Here is a 21015-nt window from a genome sequence, read left to right on the forward strand (position 1 = left end):
AGTTTTCTACTTAATTTAAAAATCCATGCCAACAAATACAGTCGCATTTGTGCTTTATTTCCCTTCTTAATTTTGAAAAATACCGGAAGTGTGTTGATTCTGTTCCACATATCATTGGGAGTAAAGCAGCATTCCCCTTTTTCCCCAGCGGGTTAGTCATGGCACGCTATTTTTTATAATTATTTAAAAGATATATCCATGTCATTATCAACATACCGCAAAAAACGTTCATTTGATCAAACGCCCGAACCAACCGGGGGAAAAGGCACAGGACAGAAATTAGCTTTTGTGGTGCAGAAACACGCCGCATCACACCTGCATTATGACTTTCGCCTGGAGATGGACGGCGTTCTTAAAAGCTGGGCAATCCCCAAGGGGCCATCTCTTAACCCTGCCGACAAACGCCTGGCAATGATGGTGGAAGATCATCCGTACAACTATAAAGATTTTGAAGGAACCATTCCAAAAGGAAATTACGGCGCAGGTACAGTGATCGTTTGGGATCAGGGGACTTATGAACCAATAACACCGGTTAACAGCCGGGAACAGGCTGAGAAATTACTTTTAAAGGAATTAAGATCAGGATCTGTTAAGATAGCTATGCACGGAAAAAAACTAAAAGGCGAGTTTGCGCTGGTCCATACCAGTGGCCGTAGCGACAATGCGTGGCTGTTGATCAAACACCGGGATAAATTTGCATCCGAATCGGATGTGACCTTAAAAGACAAATCTGTATTGTCAGGAAAAACACTGGCAAAAATGGAAGCTTCTCCTGATAAGGTGTATGGCAGAAAGACCATTCAGCCGGGTACTACGGAAAAAGATAACTCTTCTAAAACGCGCGGCCGCGCGGCTGAAAAAATAAAAAAAGTAACTTCTGTCACAGCAGTAAAGAAGACGCCTAAAAAAGCCGCGCCATCAGTAAAACCAGCCGATGGCGTTAAAGAACCAATTCCCAAAACCATAAAGCCCATGCTGGCAACACTGGTAGATCATGCACCGTCAGATTCCGGTTGGTTGTATGAAATTAAATGGGATGGCTACCGGGCTGTAGCATTGTGCAACAAATCGGACGTCAACATAATATCACGCAATAACAAGTCATTCAATGAGAAGTTCTACCCCGTACGTGAGGCCTTACAGAAGCTGAAATACAATGCAGTTTTTGATGGAGAAATATGTGTGCTGAAGGATACCGGTGTAACGAGTTTTAATGCGCTGCAAAACTGGCGCAGCGAGGCAGATGGCGAACTTGTGTATTATGTGTTTGACCTGTTATGGCTGAATGGTTATAGCCTGATGGAACTTACTTTAACAAGACGCCGCGAACTGTTGCATCAACTAATACCGGAGGAAGGAATCATTCGCGAAAGCCAGAATTTTGAAGCGTCGCCGCAGGAATTTCTGGCGGCTGCCGGCAAAATGGGACTGGAAGGAATTATTGCAAAAAAAGCCGACAGTCAGTATTTGCCCGGCGATCGCGGCAGTGAATGGCTTAAAATAAAAGTATTGCAGCGTCATGAAGTGGTGATTGGCGGCTTCACTAAAAATGATGATTCACCAAAAGCATTCAGTGCATTACTCGTAGGGGTTTATGACAATGGAAGGTTGCAATATACCGGCAAGATAGGCACCGGGTTTAACGATAAGCTGCAAAAGGAAATGATGGCTAAATTCAAACCGCTTTTAATTAAAAAATCTCCTTTTACAATTTCGCCCGATGTAAACAAGCCGTCACGCTTCCGCCCAAATCCACCACATGCTCAAGCCTTTTGGCTTAAGCCTTCACTTGTTTGCGAAGTAAGCTATACAGAAATGACAGATGACGGCGTTATGCGCCATCCATCCTTTGAAGGTTTGCGTGAAGACAAAGCAGCCAAGGATGTACATGCAGAAGTTGCTTCGCACACAGAAGAGGTGATACAGGAAGAAACAAAGCCTGCCACCAGGAAAAAGCAAGTGGCTAAGGATACAGATAAGTCCATACCGATAAAACCGGTAAAAAAGGGTGAACGCAAAACTTTGCTTAATCCTTCTGAAGATACGCAAGTAAAAGCCATTAATGGGCATGAGCTTAAATTCAGTAACCTGTCAAAAGTTTTCTGGCCAAAGGAAGGTTACACCAAGCGGGACATGTTGAACTATTATTACCAGGTTGCGCCCTATATAATGCCTTATCTTAAAGACAGGCCACAGTCTATGAACCGCTATCCCAACGGCATTGAAGGAAAAAGCTTTTATTTTAAAGACGTTACTGCTACTGCTCCGGATTGGATTAATCAATTCCCTTACCGCACAAGCGAAGGAGAAGATAAAAACTTTCTCGTGGCAGAAGATGAGGCGAGTTTACTCTGGATGGCGAATCTTGGAGCGATTGAAATGAATCCATGGAACTGCACCGTACAAGCGCCGGAAAATCCAACCTGGTGCCTGATAGATTTAGATCCTACAAATAAAAATACTTTCGATCAGGTGATTGAAACAGCCCAGGTAACAAAGCAAGTGCTTGATGGATTGGGAGTTCCTTCTTATCCTAAAACATCCGGCTCTACGGGCATCCATGTGTACATACCGCTAGGTGCAAAATATTCATTTGATGAATGCGTACTGTTTGCAAAATTAATTGCCAGCCATGTACACCAGGAGCTTCCAAAGTTCACCAGCATAGAACGCATGACCGATAAACGGAAAGGCAAGATATACGTTGACTTTCTGCAAAACAGGCCAAAAGCAACACTCGCAGCACCTTACTCCGTAAGGCCAAAGCCACAGGCAACTGTTAGTATGCCACTACATTGGGAAGAAATAAAAAAAGGGTTGAAAATTGCAGATTTTACAATGAAGAATTCGATAGCAAGGATAAAAGCAGAAGGCGACATTTTTAAGCCTGTGCTCGGCAAGGGAATTGATATTTCTAAAGCACTTCGCAAGCTGGCTGAAGAATAGTTTTTTAGAATAACGGATCACCCTTGTTGTTTTTAATTTTCAATGTATGCATGCCTGGGGGTTGGCCCGCGTTGATTTGGCATGAAAATTTTAAGAGAATAATAAAAACAATATGAAAGGCATTTTATTTTTTATCGGAATTATCCTGGTTATAGCCTGGATCTTCGGTTTTATTGTATATCACACCGCCAGTGCGCTTATTCATTTGCTGATATTCTTTGCCGTTCTCTCTTTTATTTTCGGCGGCTTATCAAAACGCAGAACTTAAGCGTGACTATAACACCATGAAAGCCTGGTATTCAGAAAAACAAAAGGTTTACAGCAATAACTGCAAACCTTTTTTTATTGTCTCACCTTATACAGCATTTAAGCTTCTTCTTCTTCAGTTTCTTCCTCTGCTTCGTAATTGATGTCGTTTTCTGCAATAGATGTCAGAATTTCGTCTGTTTCCTTTTCTTCCTGCAACGTTGTGGCTAAGATGTCTGCAATATCATTATGCCCCAAAACTCCAGCGAGCGTGGTAAGGGAACCATAAGTTGCAATCTCGTAATGTTCGGTCTTTTGCGCCGCAATGATCAGTCCTACATCTCTTGTTGCAGTGCCGGCATCAGTATCTTCAATTATACTTTCTCCTTCCATGGAAAGTCCTTCCATCGCATCGCATTTTTTTGCCTGTGCCTTCTTACCCAAAATTTCGAATACCTGCTCCAGCCTTGTAACATGTTCCTTTGTTTGTTCCAGATGCGTTGCGAATGCAGCTCTCAGCTGCTCTGAAGTAGCAGCTTTTTGCAGTTTGGGAAGTGTTTTTGTCAGCTTTTTCTCCGCCCAGTATATGTCCTTTATTTCATCGAGAAATAATTCGGCCAATGCTGATTCGGGTTGAGCCACACTTCTGGCCTGATTGCGTGCAGAAGATGTGTTTGAAGCCTTCCTGGTTGCCTTTTTTTGTGCGCTTTTTTTCACAGTGGTAGCCATAGTAAATGTTTTTTCTATTCACCATAAAATATTATGCCAGTGGCCTGGCAAACGTTACAACGTGAGATACTGAAACGAGAGTGGGATTTTTTTGACACACTCTATGCAACAACTGTTGATTAATGCCCTTCTTTTGATTACAAAGCATCCAATGCCTGTAAAAATATTAACGGGCATTCGAGTTGGGAAACATCACTTTTTCAGGTTCTTTCAACAATTCTGTTGTCGCATTTTTAATGATCTTGTTGCGGACCTCCGAAGCCTTTTTCGGGTTAACGAGGTAGTTAACAGAAGCTTCTATCCAGGTGTTGGGATTGGTTCTGAATGTCACAAACGGATACTCCTTTATGTCAAGCTCATCCACAGCCGTCTGCTTAACCAATAACTTTAATTCATTCACCTTTTCCTCCATGTCCTTTCCCAGTGCATCTTTTGCCACTTTCCTTAAGACGGCTTCTACGTAGGACAGATTACTTTCATATGCCACATGAAAAGGAATTTCATTCCAGATGTAAGGGAATTTGCGCCAGGAATAGTTATAAACTTCCCCTTGTAACACAAGTGTGTTAGGAAAACGTATTAACCTTCCTGTGGGTAAATCGTTTGTCAGGTAATCGCCGCCGAATTCCCACAGTGTGGTATCGAGGTAACTGATCTCTACCACATCTCCTTTAAAAGTTCCAAGCTGAATGCGGTCTCCCACCTTATATGGAAGCCGAATCACGATGTATAACCATCCGATAAAAGATGAAATGGGTGTTTGCAATGCAAAGCCGAGCACGAGTGATATAAGTCCCAATGAAACGGCAGCTGTATACCAGTTTTCAAACAAGAAACCAATGATTACCATACCGATAGCGATCACGGCAATGATACGCACCAGGCGGACAAAATTATAAGTAACCGCCTTTGCGTGACCATACTTAGTGAATAACGCTTCTACATATTTGGAGATGGTAAGAATAACGAAAACAATAACCGTCGCCAGGCAGCACTTTATCACGACCGGACGTTGAAGCCATTCAATTGCAAAAACATGCAGGTGCAGCAACCAGTAGAATATACCAAAAGCAATCGCTATAAAAATGTAACTGCCGATCCACATCTTATGCTTGCTTTTGATATATGTTAGTTCATCTGTGCTTTTTTTATTTTCAGCAATGTCCATACCGTACACCTTTATATTTTGTAATTCACATTTCAGGCCGGCGCCGCATTATACCTCAACAAGCTGCTTACGTTTGCTCTTTCTTAACCATCGTTCAATGTCCTTTAGCTGCATGGCATTCCACGTCATTGCTTTTGTAAGTCCGCCTTTGCGTGCCGCCGCAACACCCCATTTGATATTATCTATTTCAGCAATACTGTGTGCATCCGGGTTTATTGAGATCATCACACCCTTTTCAAGGGCATACGGAATGTGTGACCAATCCATATCTAACCGGTATGGATTGGCATTTACTTCTATCACAACATGATTAGCCGCGCAAGCGTCTATCACTTTTTTAAAATCCAAACTATAACCGGGTCGTATAAGCAACTGCCTGCCAGTCATATGTCCCAGAATAGTGGTAAATGGATTTTCTATTGCCTTGATCAACCTCCTGGTTGCTTTTTCCTCATCCATTTTTAATTGCTGATGAACAGACGCGATCACAAGGTCAAATTTGCTGAGCAATGCAGCATTGTAATCCAGCTCACCAGAAACAAGTATGTCACATTCTATGCTTTTGAAAATTCTGAAAGGTGCCATTTTCTTGTTAAGTGCGTCGATAGCTGCTAACTGTTGCAACACTTTATCCTCTTTTAAACCACCTGCATAAAATGCGTTTTTGGAGTGGTCGGATATAATACAGTAGCTGTACCCTTTTTTCATGCACGCCATAACAAACGATTGCAGACTGTCAACCCCGTCGCTCCAGTCAGTATGGTTATGTACCACACCAGTAATATCATTAACCGTCAACAGGTCTTTCGCAATTCCTTTAAATTTCCACTCAGCAAGATTTTCACGCATTTCCGGCACGATGAAATGCATTCCCGCCGTATTATAAATAGCCTGTTCAGAAGTAAATTTTGATGGGCGGACAACCCGTGACAAAATCTTTTCAACATGTGCCTGGCAGCCCGTTTTGGTGAATAATTCATACGTATACTCTTTGTCTGTTGTATGATAGATCAGAACAGGTACTTCATCAAGCGTATGCGCATGGGTGACGTACCTGTCCTTTTTACCGATCAGCAACAATCGTTTCAACGCAGCTGCCGTGAATTTAGCGGGAGGAACAGCTGCCACAATTTCAATGCATTCTACCGTTGTTGCCTGCCTTCTTATATCACCACATAAACTTATCAGTTCTGTCTTGAAGTGGGAACGAAGTGCCCAAACAAGGCTATCTGCGGCGTCAGCCACGCTCGCATAATGGAAATGCGACCGGTTTTCATTCAACGCTTCAATGGCCGCGACAATATTTTGCTGCGTTTTTATGCCAAATCCCGGAACATTTAACTTCCTTGCCTTGCATATTTTCAGCAGATCCTGCACATTGTCTATTTTGGCTTTATGCCACAGATCGTGCAACTTTTTTCCACCCAGGCCACGAATCCGCATCATGTCAAACAAGCCGGCTGGCGTAAGCTGAATAAGTTCGTCCAATGCAGCAATGGTTCCCGTTTTTCTTAATTCATCAATCAGTTTTACTACTTCGATGCGGACAATTTGCGCGAGCGCTCTTTTATCTAATAATACCAATTCCTCAGAAACATTACGGAGACGGTATGCCGCTGCGGATAAAATTCCGGCTAACCGCTTATCTTTTTCGTGCAATACCAACAGCTCAGCAAACAAACTCAATTGACGGATTATTTCTCTGTTCGATGCCATACTTCAAACCATCAAATAATTATGCCAGAAGCGTATTTTTCGGCTGTGGCGTGGCTTTTGCGGACAGATATACGACAGAACTTTCCAAACAGAAAGATTGTGATCCATTTATTTACTTAAAAGCGAATAATATGCCCTGGTATAATGGGAATTATCCTCCCTCCTACAAAAATCAACCGGTAAAAATTCGAAATAAAGCAACTGAAATTGCAAACGAATTACTTCTGAATGGCTCAGGCGAGGGAGTAGCAATTGCAACCGGCCTTAAACGCGCAAGAGAATTTTATAAAGAGCAGGAAGCTGCATCTTCAAAGAAAAAAAGTGCACATAACAAGCGGCCTTCGTAAAGTCCCTGCTCTTCGAAAAAGGACTGGGAAGCAGCTTTGCCCCTTCGATATCTTTTTACACTTCTTACTATCTTACGATCTTACGGTCTTACGGTCTTACGATCTTACAGTAATATTTATCTCCTGAAACAATTGCGGAAACGCAACCTTGCAATGTAGCCGATTGATTCTTCGCAAGGTGTTCAACAGATTTAATGGATTGTTTTTGGTTACAGGCGTTCCGCCTGTAGAGACGTTGCGATGCAACGTCTCTACAATGCAATCAATCCATTCAATCAATTCATACATTTATCAGATGCTTGCCACCTATGGTTTTCCGGGATATCCCAATGCTTTTCTTGCTGCGTACGCTGCATCATAAATAGCATTAAAGGGTAGCAGGAAGGAGGTGGTGCCTTTCCGCAAATCCCACATCGTAACCATTGATACAACTGAGATATCATTTACAGGATCGTACGCCATTTGTGACAGGTATCCGATCCTTGCGCCATTATGTCCAAACCCCAAATTGATACGATAAGTACATCCAAGTGCATAGGCAGAATCATATGCTAACCTGTCCGTTTGCATCAACTGCACAGTGGCAGGCTTCAGCACATTTTTGCCTTTCATCAAAGAACGGATATACGTATTCAAAGCGTTCATAGTTCCATAGCCGTTTCCCTCACCAACCTGGGCGCTCATATTGTAACTATCAAAACGCTGAATGCCATCAGGAAGCAGATAAGCTCCTGTAACATGAGGATTGGGGAGCGCCTTTTCCGTTGCTAATACGGGGAAATGAATTTCATGAACCGGCACCGGGCTGCGGCCTCCCACAATATAGTCCTGCATATAGTCATCATATGTTTTGTTTGTGCCAGCTTTAAAACTGTAAACTCTTGCAATGATTTTTGCAAGTATGGAATATCCTGTATTGCTATAATGATAGCCATTGCCCGGAGTGAAATAAGAAAGATTCTTTTTCGTAAGCACGCTTACCATTTCATCTGTAGTGAACTGATGCGTTGAATCCAATCTCATTACATAGTCCGTATAGGTTTCACCCTTATATCCCGGCACAGAATCGTTATCCACGTCAAATACGCCGGCGCTATGCTGCAATAACTGTTCAATAGTAATATCCTGCTTGTGAGGGAAATTCCATTCAGGAGTGGCTGGTACGTACGTGATATCGCTTCCGGGAATTGCACTGGCAATTTTTGCTTTATAATCAAGCCAGCCATCTTCATACATATTCAGTATGGCAGCTGAAGTAAAATTTTTAGTGGTGCTGGCAAATCTATAATAAGTATCAGCAGTAAGCGGCTGGTTGCCTGCCGCTGCCGAACTAACGAAGATCTGTTCTCCGGGCGTTTGTATAAGAACGTTAATATAGGGATAATCAATGCCCATTTTTTCGGACAGAGCGAGTCGAACGCTATCTACTGCTGCCTGCACTTTCCGCTGGTGATCATCCGAAGAAGGTAAATGATGTTTTGAAAAGGAAAGCATCAGCATTGCAGACATAATGACGATGGTGTACGGAGTTATCTTTCCCATATTAATTTGCGTTGATTCAGTTAATGTATATTGCCTGTTTTCCTGATTTTTGAATGAAGTGCTTTTCAGGTATTTCTTTTGAATGGGTAGCTGGACCTGTCATAAAAGTTTGTTTAACCAGGTTGGAAAATATGTTGACTTAACAAAAAATATTTTGATTCAGAGATGATGAGTGAACTTATCATGACTTCTGAAACCCTTGGTTATTGTGATCGTTTATCCTTTTATAAGCGACGGGAGATTTCCACAGGTGTAATTCCAGTCATCATCCTGCCAGAAATTAGATTCCGGATCATGTCCCAATTCGTGCCAGCTTGGATAGTCGGGATAATTACCCCGCAAGAAGGTGGGCTTTTTATCGGCGAATTGTTCAAAAACGTAACTGCGATTAAATAAACCGGCGGGGTTTATGATGTGAGTGGGGGTATCGTCCATAAACAATATGTTTGACGCTGCTTCCGAAAATGTACCGCCGTCGATACCGAGGTTCCAGGATTGCAGTTCATAAGAACTGTATTCGTCATATCTATATTCCAAAACGGCCCTCAGGTAGCGTCCTTTGTTCTGCGGGTACATTATTTGCTGAGCATATTCAGTGACGGTATGATAGGGATAAGTATTATTGTTATGATCGTTATATATATCTATAGTCCACCTGCTTTCTATGGAATATGAACAAGTTTTCACTATCGCCAAATTCCAAAGCAATTTTTTAAACGAAGTGAACGCAGCGCTTTGTAATGCATTATAGTCATCACCAAGGTCGGGGAAATTCGAACTGGCCAAATCGCCGATGGTGTAATGTTTACCAGCTGTATTAGGGTCTGGTTGGTATACAAAATCATTGTCCCAAGCATCTTGCAGGTTCTTGTAATTATCAGCCGGCTCAACCAGGTAACTTAGTTTCTGTTCTATTGACAGCTGCATCACATTGTGTCCGAAATCAAAATCTGCAAACACATCATCCAGGTTACTCGGTTTGTCCTTGCCAATGCCCCAGTCGTGTAGAAATGCAGATAAACAGGCGAATGCAGGCACAGCAGCCGCACCATCACTCGCAATGGCAGCCGCAGCAGCCAATGCAAAAGCTATGTCAATAAAGACACCCGCAATAAAGTTGTTCCAGGTTCCATTCTCCTGGGTAGCACCTAATGCAAGAAGTACTATATTTTCATACTCAATGGTCAACGGGTACAGATCGGTTATCCACACACGCAAACGTCTCAAATTATCAGCGGCCTGCTGCAATTGTGCCGGTGTAAACGGAGGATCTCCTTCCCCGTTTCCGCCCTTTCCGGGAAAATCATTGTGCTTGGTGCATCCGGTAATAAATGATGGTAGTAAAACTGCCCCTGTGGCTGCAATAGCAGAATTTTTCAACAGATACCTTCTGCTTACTTTATTCAGCAAATCTTGCTGGATGCTGTTATGATCTGGCATAAAAGTTTATTTAAGTAAATGATAAATATGTTTGTACATAAACGCTTTACATTTACAAAGACTAGTCGCAAGACATTAACCTTAAACCTTTACACACGAAAAATCTGCTCCGATCAAAATCGAAAACAAGGTTTACGGCTTAAAGGAAAGACTGTGTCAGTTTTGTTGAGTATAGTTAAATGGGGGCAGTTATCCGAATTAGTCATCGGTGTCTTATTCAGGTTGCTATCGCTTCTTTATATTTAGTACCAGGCTTTTAAAAATTCCGTAAACAAAATAATTTTTCTTTCGCTGAATTGCAAGTTTTATGTATAACATTTAAATTTAATGTTTGGCCAATATATTTTATCCGTTGCGGTTTTTACCGTTAAATGAACCGTAAAACAAATACAAAGTGAATTCATAAAAATTAATATTGTATTGTTATGCATTTTATGACAACTCCGTTTCACCGGAATATTGGCCGCCACCAGCCCTTTTGAAAAAATTGGATGGTGATTACATTTAATAGAGAAGGCTACAGATAATTAAAGCTCTTATAAAGTGCAGTTTCGATACCATACAAAAAAATATAACGGACCGGCATTTATGCCAGGTAGCGATGGATCTTTTTTGCGCTCTTTTATTTATGCTGCAAGAATTTTTTTTACATGCCTGGTTTGTTTTTATTGTATCGCCGGCAAAACCCAGGATCTTGAGCCGAGAATATATGCGAACCTGCCTAAAAATATGAACGCTGTTGCCTTTGTGTATGGCTATGCCAAGGGAAACGTAGTAGCAGACCCTTCGCTGCCTATAGCTGATTTTAAAATAACAAGCCACAACCTGGGAGTTGGCTATGTACGCACATTTGGGATAGCCAATAAATTATCGAGAGTACAACTTTCGCTGCCTTATACAGATATGGCCGGGCAGTTAAAAATAAATGGCCATGACACCAGCGGCGCCCGTAGCGGCTTCAGCGATATGCGTGTAAGGATTGGTATGAATCTGTGGGGTTCCCCTGCTATGGACAAGAAAGATTTCCGCAGGTATCAGCAAAAAACAATTGTAGGTGTCAGCCTTGTTACATCTGTTCCCATAGGACTTTATTATAGTGATAAAAGAATCAATTTAGGAAGCCACCGATGGGCTTTCAAGCCAGAGGTAGGTGTATCAAGGCGTTTCAAGCGCTTTTATACTGAGGCATATGCAGGCGTTTGGTTATACACGAACAATAACAAATACCTCGTTGATAAGGTGCAGGAACAACGTCCGGTTTTTAGCATCCAGGGGCATGTTTGTTATTATTTTAAAAACCAGATGTGGGTAGGTGTTAATGGAAACTGGTTTAACGGCGGCGAAACTACTGTTAACGGCGTGGCGGCAGGCGATCTCAAGGACAACTGGCGAGTGGGCGCTATATGGGCGGTTCCATTGGCCAAATCCCATTCAATAAAATTACAGCTGCATACAGGTGCTTTTACGGCCAGCGGTCTGGACTACAATATTGTTGCAATTAGTTACCAGTATATATTCTTTTAAAGGTTTTCAATAAGCATTAGGATCAGGGTTATTATCTTCCGGTCTCTCATTCTTTATGTTCAATTTTCCAAATTTCCAGGTGAAATTAATACCAATCGATTGGTAAGGTATCCTTCGAAGGCTAACACTCAAAAAGTTCGGACCATAAAGATCCGTACGTTGATCCACATACTTGCTGAAAATATTATTGGCTGTGAGGGCGACGCTTCCTTTTTTATTCCAAAACAGCTTTCTTACCGCTAAACTGTACGAAGTAAATGAAGGAAAATTTCCCTGCGCTTCATGATGGCGGGAATTGTAACTTCCAAATATTTCTGTTGCAAAGTTGCTTGTTATCTGATACGACGCGTTGACATTGAAACGGTAAATATTTCCGGTAGAATTATATCCCGGATCAACCTGGTTAATTGTATAGCGATAAAAATAGGTGATGTTAGATCGTAGATTCAACTTCTCATTTATATGAAGGTCGAGGTACAGACTGGTGCCCATGTTTTTTTCAATTCCAATGTTCTTACGGGTTGTTACTGCTACGTTGGTATATACGGTGTCGCCAACCTGTATTGTTGGATAATAAACAATGAAGGGTTGTATGTCGCCATTACTTTGCCGGTAAAATAAGGAAATCATAAAAGATCCGTTCTTAACAAAATCATTGGTATAAGATGCCTCATACCGGTCCCATACTTCAGGTTTCAGATCAGGATTACCGGTAGTAACATTTTTTGGGTCACTCGTGTTAATAAAGGGATTTAAGTCCGCATAACCGGGGCGATTAATTCTTATCGTATAATTTAATTTTATCGCCTGCCTTTCGCCAATTTTTCTCATTAAGAAAATGGAAGGGATAAGGGTATTGTATCCTTTATCTATCGTTTGCTGTGCGTTTGCATAAAACGAATTAACCTGGGTCCGTTCATAACGTCCACCTATTTTGGCATCTGTTAATTTACCTATAGGGAAACTTAATTCAGCATATGCAGCATAAACTTTTTGATGGTAATTGAGGTTATTTGACAATGCAGCATCATAAAGATAATCCGCTACGTAATTGTTCCAAACTAAGGCATTGGCGGTACTGGAAATATCATATCCGCTGAATTTTCCTCCTATTCCCAAATTTACATCCTTGTGCAAGGGCTGAATATAATCAACCATCAATTCATATTCGTTTTCTTTTGCCGGGTTGTTGTTCCTGGTGCCGTAGATCAGGGAATCTTGTGGTTGTAAATACTGATCATTGTCTGCCGTTTTTAAATTATGTGCAAAACTCCCATCCATGCCAATCTCGAGTTTTTGTTCCTTATTTTTAAAACTGTGTTTATAATTAAGACTCGGATCAAAGCTATATTGCGTGAAAGCATTACCAGTATTATTAATTGAATTGATCTTCGAAAAAATACTGCCATCAGTTTTGTGTTCTTCCTCCGATTGATTAATGCTTCCCTTTGCATGGTTGCCGAACCTGGAATAGTTTAACCCTGCAGAAATACCGGATTTTTCAGTGATGGTCCAGTCGAATGCAATTCCTGTCTGGAATCCATAACGGGTAAAGTCGCTGCTTCCATCCTGGTTTAACTTCACATAGGTTTTAGCTACAGTATCAGTTGAAAGACGTTGAAAGCTGGTTGGTGTAGTAGTGCTTAATCTGGCGTTGCCATTCATAAATGCGTTTAATCCAAATTTTCCCTTTCGCGCATTTAAATTAACGGAACCATTTTGCACAATGGTTCCTGTGGTTAAGGACACATTTCCATTTACTCCCTGGATGGTGTTATGCTTTAGTATGATATTAATAACTCCTCCTGTTCCCTGTGCATCATATTTAGCCCCGGGATTAGTAATTACCTCAATGCTTTTTACCTGGTTAGCAGGAATAGATTGCAAAACATCAACGATATTACTACCGAAAATAGTGGAAGGCTTTCCATTAATCAGAAATCGAATGTTCGTGCTACCTGCCAGCTCCACATTACCATCCACATCAACGGAAATCTGAGGTATTTTTTTTAGTATGTCAGTCGCTACGCCGGTTTGGGATGTAATATCTTTTTCAGCATTAAATACGAGCTTGTCAATTTTATTTTCAATCAATTTTTCCTGCGCGTTTACAGTTACGGATTGCAATGTGGTTGCTTGTCTCGAAAGGTAAACCAGTTTTAAGTCGACTACCTGTTTTTTATAGTCCACGATAATGTTCTTAATGTTAGCCGTGCGATATCCAACAAGATCTATAACCGCTGTGTAGTTGCCGAAGGAAACTTTTAAAAACTTAAAATTGCCGCTCGTGTCAGAAGTAGCCTGATCAACCGGACTGATTGTTCCCGAAATGTATAATGTAACCGTTGCAGATTGAAGAGGAAAATTGGTTGCCGAATCTACAAGTTTACCCGAAATTTTACCGGTGATGTCTTTTGGGCTCGTTACCTGTCCATGTGCACCAGCCAGCAAAATTGTCAAAGCAACAGAAAGGATTCCTTTTATCATTTTGTACGGCAAAAATTAACCCGAAGGTCATATTTAATTCTGAAGAAAATCTGGTTGCTGCTATCATTACCTGGTGAATATCTCCGAATGCATATAAAAAAAGGTCATTGACCGAATCACAGACTACTCATTTACTTAATTTCCTTATCTCACAGTTTTCTCAGGCGACGCCGTTTTTCGATGATTGAAAATAAACAGCAAAAGTGCTGGTTATAAAAAAGTTTTTAAAAAGGTAAAGAACGTTCCAAAAGTTAAATACGTTCTATTTTTTAGTTTCGCTCTTTGGTAAGTTTGCTTCAGGATTTGAAGCATTGCAGAAAATGAATTGCCATTGAAGAGAGGCTGATTCATTTTCTGCGCAACCTGTTAATGGTCCGGGGAAAACTGCAACCGGATTAAAGGCCCCCTTGATAAGACTAACTCAAAAAAAAATTAGCAGATGAATATTTTGCCGTAAGCCGGCAGAACTGTCATCGCTTTAAAATAAAGACTACATTCATGAAATGGATAACCAGAGAGCATCCTAAAATAGACAGGATCGCTTGTCCTTGGCTGATCAAAAATTTTGTAGATAAAGATGCGGAATTCATTTATACCGCAAAAGAGCTGGTAGTTGAAAAAGCTGAGGAACTAAATGCAATTCCCTATGACATTGCTGGTGTTGAATACACGCATTACGGTGAGGAATGCACGTTTGACTATATTATCAAAAAGCATTGTATAACAGACAGCGCCCTGCTTGATATTGCTACAATAGTAAGAGGTGCAGATACTGACAGCTTTCAGCTTGCTCCTCAATCGGCCGGATTATGGAGCATTTCAGCGGGCTTGTCTTATAACTATCCGGATGATCACGAGATGTTGGAAATAGGTATGAAAATGTATGATGCGCTCTATAGCTGGGCAAAATATGTAAAAGATGAAAAGCACAACTGGAATCCCTAGTTTAATCAACCGCATGCAAAAAAGAAACCCGTCGTTACACTACTCCGGATTTTTGTTGTTCTTTATCCTGATCGCTTGTGCGGCTGGAGCACAGACTGTACCATTGATGCCGATAAGCATGTTAGATGCTGTGACACTTGGCAAAAACCGCTATCACCAATTGAAAGCCGTGCAATCCGATGCTGATGCAGCATCTAAAAATGTAGACGTTGCAAAATATTCAAGACTTCCAACAATAGACGCAGCGTACCAGGCCAATATGGGTACAGCAAACAATCTCACAGGCATGTTCTATCCCGGAACAATACTCCCAATTACCGGACCTCCCTCCGGTAAAAACGTCTACGACCCTGTTTCCGGAAGTGGCGCAGGTATCCTGATCAACTGGCAGGCCGTAACATTCGGACAACGGAATGCACAGATCAATACTGCGGTTGCAGAGGTCAACAGTAAAAAATCCGCGTTAACCAACCAAACGTTCCAGCATTCAATAAACGTACTGAGTACATATCTCGACGTTCTTTTGTCCATCGACCTGATAAGCATTAATCAAAGGAATATCGACCGCATTACCGCCGGCCTTTCACAAAGCAAAATGCTTGTTAGCACTGGCATCAAACCGGGGGTAGACACGGCGTTGTTTCTTTCGGAACTGTCAAAGGCCAGGATAGACCTGCTGAATGCCCGGAAGCAATTAGAGACTCAACAATGGACGCTTGCGGAGCTAATTGCAACAGATTCATTGCCTGTTCCGACCGATACATCATTTTTAGAAAAGCTTCCTGTTACCGAAGTGCAACGCGATAGTGGGACAATGAATCATCCGGTTGTAAAGTTTGGCCAATCTCAGCTGGAAGCGAGCAAAGCAAGGGAAGCTTACATCCGCAAATCCTATCTTCCCAAACTCTCCGTTTGGGGAACAGGTTTTGCCCGAGGCTCGGGTTTCCAGCCTGACGGGTCAGTTAAAACCTGGGACGGCCTTGGTTTGAGCCGTTATAACTATGGCGTTGGCTTGCAGCTATCTTTTTCTATTCTTAAATATGGCGAAGTCCGGCAGCAGTTGGCTCAACAGGAATTTATCAGTAAATCCGCGCAGGAAAATCTTGAACAGAACAAGCAGTCGCTTCTAAGTCAACAACGAATCGCCAACACAACCTTCGACAACAATATTGCAGTGGCCCGGGAAACGCAACAACAGCTGGAATCAGCGAAATACGCTTTTTCAGCTATGCAATTCCGTTACAATACCGGCCTCGTCAGTTTTGCTGACCTTATTCAATCGCAATACAATTTATTTAAAGCGGAACTCGACTTAAAAAGATCGTATTGGGATGCGTGGAAAGCATTGCTTCTTAAGGCAGCAGTAACGGGAGACGAACAAGTTTTTATAAATGAAATCAGGTAAACCTCAATGATCAGGTTAATACAATTAGCACTAAGAAAGCCAATAGCTATAATTGTTGCAGTGGTAGCGGTGATCTTCTTTGGCATAATGAGCATCCGTAAATCAGCACTTGATATATTCCCTGCTGTTAACGCTCCCACCATTTATGTAGCACAAACATATGGTGGTCTGTCTCCTCAGCAGGTGGAGGGATTCATCACATCTTATTATGAATACCATTTTCTGTATATCACCGGCATAAAAGCAGTAGAAAGTAAATCAATCCAGGGGCTGGCACTCATTAAACTACAATTTCATGAGGGTACAAATATGGCGGCTGCTATGGCTGAAGTGGTTTCTTATGCTACCCGTGCAAGATCATTCATGCCACCGGGAACAGTACCTCCGTTTGTTATGAGGTATGATGCTGGCTCTGTGCCTGTAGGGCAGCTGGTGTTTACAAGTGACTCCCGTTCTCTTTCAGAAATACAGGACCTCGCGCTTTTTAAAGTGCGGCCTATGTTTGCTGCACTTGCAGGGGTATCTGCTCCCCCACCCTTCGGCGGCAATCAGCGAACGGTTCTTGTAAAGGCTGACCCGGAAAGACTGCGCAGTTATCACCTGACTGCTGAGGAAGTAGTAGCAGCTATTGCAAAAAACAATTCGATCGTCCCTGCGGGCAATATACGCGTAGGCGACAAAGCGCTTATAACTGCGTCTAACAGCGTCGTAGATAATTTTAAAGAACTGGAAAACGTAACTATCAAAAACGCTGATGGCGTTTCTGTACTCGTCAGGGATGTGGCCTCTGTAGACAATGGAGCAGACGTGACTACCGGTTACGCACTTATTAATGGCAAACGGTCGGTGTACATACCTGTTACCAAACGTGCAGATGCGTCAACATGGGATGTTGTACAAACCATTAAGAAAGCTTTGCCTGATATGCAATCAGCGATACCCCAGGACATCAAAGTATCTTATGAATTTGATCAGTCCGGCTATGTAATTAATTCACTAAGAAGCTTATTATTTGAAGGCGCTTTGGGAGCCATTTTAACCGGCATTATGGTATTGTTGTTCCTGCGGGATGTAAGAAGCGCAGCTATCGTTGTTATTACAATTCCTGTTGCTTTGCTTACTTCCGCATTATGCCTTTATTTGCTTGGGCAGACCATTAATATAATGACATTGGGCGGCCTTGCCCTGGCAGTCGGAATATTGGTAGATGAGGCCACTGTAACTGTTGAAAATATCCATCACCATATTGAGTTAAAGAAATCAAAGGCGAGAGCTATTTGGGACGCATGTGCAGAAATTGCAGTGCCAAAGTTGTTAATACTCTTAAGTGTATTGTCTGTGTTTGTTCCTGCGCTTTTTATGTCCGGAGTGCCTAGATCTATGTTTTTACCCTTGTCTCTTGCAGTTGGTTTTTCTATGATCGCTTCGTTTTTGTTGTCTCAAACGCTTGTGCCTGTGTTGTCCAATTGGATAGTGCGGCCGGTACAAAATTCAAGGGAAGAGAGCGGGCTTGAAAAATTAAAAACACGACTGTCGGCGTTTATTCAAAAGACCGGAAAATCTGCAGGGTTATTTGTTGCAGCCGTTTTGTGTTTGCTTATAGCATTAACATATCTTGGTTATAAAGGGGCCGGTGAAGAAATTTTTCCGAAAGTCAGCTCAGGTCAAATGCAGGTTCGCCTTCGCATGCCGGTGGGTACAAGGATTGAGCGTACAGAAGATGCTACAAAAAAACTGTTGCAATATTTTGAAGATGTTGCAGGTAAAGGAAATATCGCCATCAGCTCTTCATTTGTGGGACTTCAGCCGCCAACTTATGCCATTAACCCGATTTTTTTATACACCAGTGGGCCGCACGAAGCATTGCTCAAAATCAAACTTGCAAAATCCGCGTCAGTTGACGAAGAAGAACTTAAAGAAAAGATCAGAGACCTGGTTAGCAAAAATATACAAGGCGCAAGTTTATCATTTGAGCCTGCCGATCTGGTCGACCAGGTTATGAGCCTCGGCTCTGATAATCCCATTGAGGTAGTTGTCCAGGGAAAAGATATTCAGCAAAGCCGCGAGATAGCTTCCCGCCTGATGAAGTCATTAAAAGAAATAGATTATTTACGCGATGTGCAAGTGCCGCAACCATTGGACTATCCTACTATTCAAATTAATTATGACCGGGTGAGAGCCGGCCAAATGGGCATTTCGGTTGATCAGGCCGGACGATCAGTAATAGAGGGTACTTCTTCCAGCCGTTTCATAACACCGGTATACTGGCTTGACAAAACTTCGGGCACCTCCTACCAGGTACAGATCGAATACCCTCAAATGGGCATGAACAGTACGGACCAGGTTGAACAGATCCCTGTCGGAAATCACAATAACAATCCTGTTTACCTGAGAGATATTGCTGATTACAAAAGCGGCAGCTCTATCGGCGAGTACAACAGAATTAATCAGCAAAGATTTATCACCGTAACTGCTAATATTCATAAGCAGCATTTAAGCAAAGCGGTAACAGAAATAAATAAAGCAATAAACAAAATGGGAAAACTGCCACAGGGAGTTAAAGTTTACATGCGCGGACAATCGGACCTGCTGACACAAACGATCAATGAACTATCGCTGGGCTTGCTCCTTGCAATCGTTGTGATTGGTTTAATGCTCACTGCTTATTTCCAGTCTTTTAAACTAGCACTTGCTGTTCTTGCAGTATTTCCAGGAGTACTTGCCGGTTCAATACTGTTAATATGGGTTACAGGCAACTCAATCAACATACAATCCTTTATGGGATGTATTATGGCTGTGGGAGTAGCTGTTGCAAATGCAATATTGCTTGTCCATAACGCTGAACAATTAAAGACTGCCAATAATGTTAACGGAAGCATTGGGGCCGCGGCAGCCAGAAACCGTTTACGCCCGATTCTTATGACCAGCTTTGCCATGATAGCAGGTATGATTCCGATGGCTTTAGGAATTGGCGAAAGCGGGAAGCAAACTGCACCTTTGGCAATTGCGGTTATAGGTGGTTTGCTTTTTAGCACCTTTATAAGTCTTTGGCTTGTGCCGCTTGTGTATGATCTGCAGGTTACAGCTAAAAAGTCCAAACAGGCATCGCTCGATCCTAACGATATTAATTCACCATTTTATGATAGCAACAGATAAACCAATTCTTGCATGAAGCCGATAATAACATCCATCTTAATAATATCTACAGTCGCCTGCAACCAATCTCAACCGAAACAACAAGAGTCAATAACCAGTACAGCAGGAAATGCAGATTCTGTAAAAACTTTTTTGCTTCACCAGGATACTGTTACAAAGGATATTTCCCTTCCGGGCGAGCTGGTTGCCAATGAAGTGGTGCAGGTTCGGGCAAAAGTGCAGGGATATATTCGTAAACTTAGTGTTGACATTGGTGCAAGGGTCACTAAAGGACAAGTACTTGCTCTGGTTGATGCACCAGAAATCAAAAGCCGGTTGTCGGAATTAAATGAAAAAGTAAAAGGCACGCACGCAAGATATCAGTCCAGTAAAGACTATTTTGACCGTATTGATTCCGCTTCCAAAGGACAAGGCGTGATCGCACAAAGTGAGTGGCAGCGAACAAAGAACCAAATGCTTGCAGACAGTGCCGAATATAGTGCCGCAGTGTTTGCAGCTTCATCATACAAGCAGATTGGAGATTACCTTGCAATTGTTGCGCCGTACAACGGAGTTATTACCAAAAGGAATATCGTTATCGGTTCCTTTGTAGGTACCCCAAATGAAAAGCCTTTATTTGAATTGGAAGATAACTCGTTATTAAGACTGCGGGTTGGTGTTCCTGAAATTTACACGAATGCCATCCTTTTAGACAATAGCGGAACCGTAACTACACGATCATTGCCAGACAAAAAGTTTAAGGCCTCACTGGCACGAAAGGCTGGCAGCATAGACAACGATACAAGAAGTGAGATATGGGAGTTTGAAATCTCTAACACGACAGCAGAGCTAAAGCCGGGTAGTTATGCAGATGTGAAACTTAAGTTCACCAGGCCCCGTCCTTCATTTGTTGTTCCTGTTTCTGCTGTTGTTTCAACGCTTGAAAAACGCTTCGTAATAAAAGTGGCCGCAGGAAACACACAGTGGATTGATGTAAGAACAGGTTTTAATATGGGCGACAGAACTGAAATATTTGGTGACTTATTAACAGGAGACACTATTGTTACAAAAGGCAACGAGGAATTGAAGGCAGGTAAAAAAGTAATTGTACAGGTAAGCAAATAGGGAAAATACAGGTGCAACTTTTTTGATACCGAAAGTAACATGGTCAAAAAAAGAAACACAAAAGGTGCAAAAATTGGACTCCAATAATTGGCACCTTTTGTTGGTATAGTTTTTTTGTTACACAGAGAACAGCCGGAGAAGACACCGAGGTCCACAGAGCTTTTGCGTCGAACGTCTGCCATTTAATTTTTTGATGTGTGCCCCACATGATTTATTCGACATGACGATCCTGGTTTATCAGAAAAAAGTAATAACAAGAA

At 42.0% G+C, this 21015-nt stretch carries 14 protein-coding genes; 8 read left to right on the forward strand and 6 right to left on the reverse strand.

All coding sequences use genetic code 11. From position 1 onward, the window contains the following. Window positions 1-198 precede the first annotated feature (198 nt). Both ligD and QTN47_RS20325 read left to right on the forward strand, forming a co-directional pair. Entirely contained in the window at window positions 199-2946 is a 2748-nt protein-coding gene (ligD, locus tag QTN47_RS20320) for a DNA ligase D (protein ID WP_369331255.1), read from the forward strand. Between the two features lie 112 nt (window positions 2947-3058). After that, window positions 3059-3214 carry a DUF5670 family protein gene (locus QTN47_RS20325; RefSeq protein WP_369331256.1) on the forward strand — a complete coding sequence of 52 codons (156 nt, stop codon included), beginning with the start codon at window positions 3059-3061 and terminating at the stop codon, window positions 3212-3214. Between the two features lie 98 nt (window positions 3215-3312). On the opposite strand, the gene QTN47_RS20330 is transcribed toward QTN47_RS20325, so the two are convergent. The 3 genes from QTN47_RS20330 to QTN47_RS20340 all read right to left on the reverse strand — a co-directional run bounded on the left by QTN47_RS20330 (window position 3313) and on the right by QTN47_RS20340 (window position 6805). Next, the gene (locus QTN47_RS20330; protein ID WP_369331257.1) at window positions 3313-3921 is read right to left on the reverse strand and encodes a YciE/YciF ferroxidase family protein; all 609 of its coding nucleotides are present in this window, start codon (window positions 3919-3921) and stop codon (window positions 3313-3315) included. 166 nt (window positions 3922-4087) lie between these two features. Beyond that, on the reverse strand, window positions 4088-5089 hold the full coding sequence (locus QTN47_RS20335) for a mechanosensitive ion channel family protein (RefSeq protein WP_369331258.1): 1002 nt from the start codon (window positions 5087-5089) through the stop codon (window positions 4088-4090). 48 nt (window positions 5090-5137) lie between these two features. Then, entirely contained in the window at window positions 5138-6805 is a 1668-nt protein-coding gene (locus tag QTN47_RS20340) for a DNA polymerase/3'-5' exonuclease PolX (RefSeq protein ID WP_369331259.1), read from the reverse strand. On the opposite strand from QTN47_RS20340, the gene QTN47_RS20345 reads away from it, so the two are divergent. Further along, window positions 6799-7152 (forward strand): DUF2188 domain-containing protein, encoded by a 354-nt coding sequence (locus QTN47_RS20345; RefSeq protein WP_369331260.1) that lies wholly within the window; start codon window positions 6799-6801, stop codon window positions 7150-7152. The genes QTN47_RS20340 and QTN47_RS20345 overlap by 7 nt on opposite strands. 306 nt (window positions 7153-7458) lie before the next feature. On the opposite strand, the gene QTN47_RS20350 is transcribed toward QTN47_RS20345, so the two are convergent. Both QTN47_RS20350 and QTN47_RS20355 read right to left on the reverse strand, forming a co-directional pair. Beyond that, entirely contained in the window at window positions 7459-8694 is a 1236-nt protein-coding gene (locus QTN47_RS20350) for a serine hydrolase domain-containing protein (RefSeq protein ID WP_369331261.1), read from the reverse strand. A gap of 216 nt (window positions 8695-8910) precedes the next feature. Then, on the reverse strand, window positions 8911-10134 hold the full coding sequence (locus QTN47_RS20355) for a hypothetical protein (RefSeq protein WP_369331262.1): 1224 nt from the start codon (window positions 10132-10134) through the stop codon (window positions 8911-8913). 543 nt (window positions 10135-10677) lie between these two features. Here QTN47_RS20355 and QTN47_RS20360 point away from each other — a divergent pair. Then, window positions 10678-11658 carry a transporter gene (locus QTN47_RS20360; RefSeq protein WP_369331263.1) on the forward strand — a complete coding sequence of 327 codons (981 nt, stop codon included), beginning with the start codon at window positions 10678-10680 and terminating at the stop codon, window positions 11656-11658. A 6-nt stretch (window positions 11659-11664) separates the two neighbouring features. Here QTN47_RS20360 and QTN47_RS20365 read toward each other — a convergent pair whose 3' ends face one another. Beyond that, on the reverse strand, window positions 11665-14145 hold the full coding sequence (locus QTN47_RS20365; protein WP_369331264.1) for a TonB-dependent receptor: 2481 nt from the start codon (window positions 14143-14145) through the stop codon (window positions 11665-11667). A gap of 498 nt (window positions 14146-14643) precedes the next feature. On the opposite strand from QTN47_RS20365, the gene QTN47_RS20370 reads away from it, so the two are divergent. From QTN47_RS20370 to QTN47_RS20385, 4 genes are read left to right on the forward strand one after another with little or no spacing between them, the layout of a single operon-like run. Next, the gene (locus QTN47_RS20370) at window positions 14644-15090 is read left to right on the forward strand and encodes a chromate resistance protein ChrB domain-containing protein (protein ID WP_369331265.1); all 447 of its coding nucleotides are present in this window, start codon (window positions 14644-14646) and stop codon (window positions 15088-15090) included. Window positions 15091-15103: 13 nt separating this feature from the next. After that, window positions 15104-16495 (forward strand): TolC family protein, encoded by a 1392-nt coding sequence (locus tag QTN47_RS20375; RefSeq protein ID WP_369331266.1) that lies wholly within the window; start codon window positions 15104-15106, stop codon window positions 16493-16495. A 6-nt stretch (window positions 16496-16501) separates the two neighbouring features. After that, window positions 16502-19651, forward strand: coding sequence for an efflux RND transporter permease subunit (locus QTN47_RS20380; protein WP_369331267.1), 3150 nt, complete (start codon window positions 16502-16504; stop codon window positions 19649-19651). Between the two features lie 12 nt (window positions 19652-19663). Continuing rightward, a complete protein-coding gene (locus QTN47_RS20385) occupies window positions 19664-20755 on the forward strand; it encodes an efflux RND transporter periplasmic adaptor subunit (RefSeq protein ID WP_369331268.1) in 1092 nt (363 codons plus the stop codon). Window positions 20756-21015 lie beyond the last annotated feature (260 nt).

It is taken from the genome of Danxiaibacter flavus, assembly GCF_041060425.1.
Lineage (GTDB): Bacteria > Bacteroidota > Bacteroidia > Chitinophagales > Chitinophagaceae > Danxiaibacter > Danxiaibacter flavus.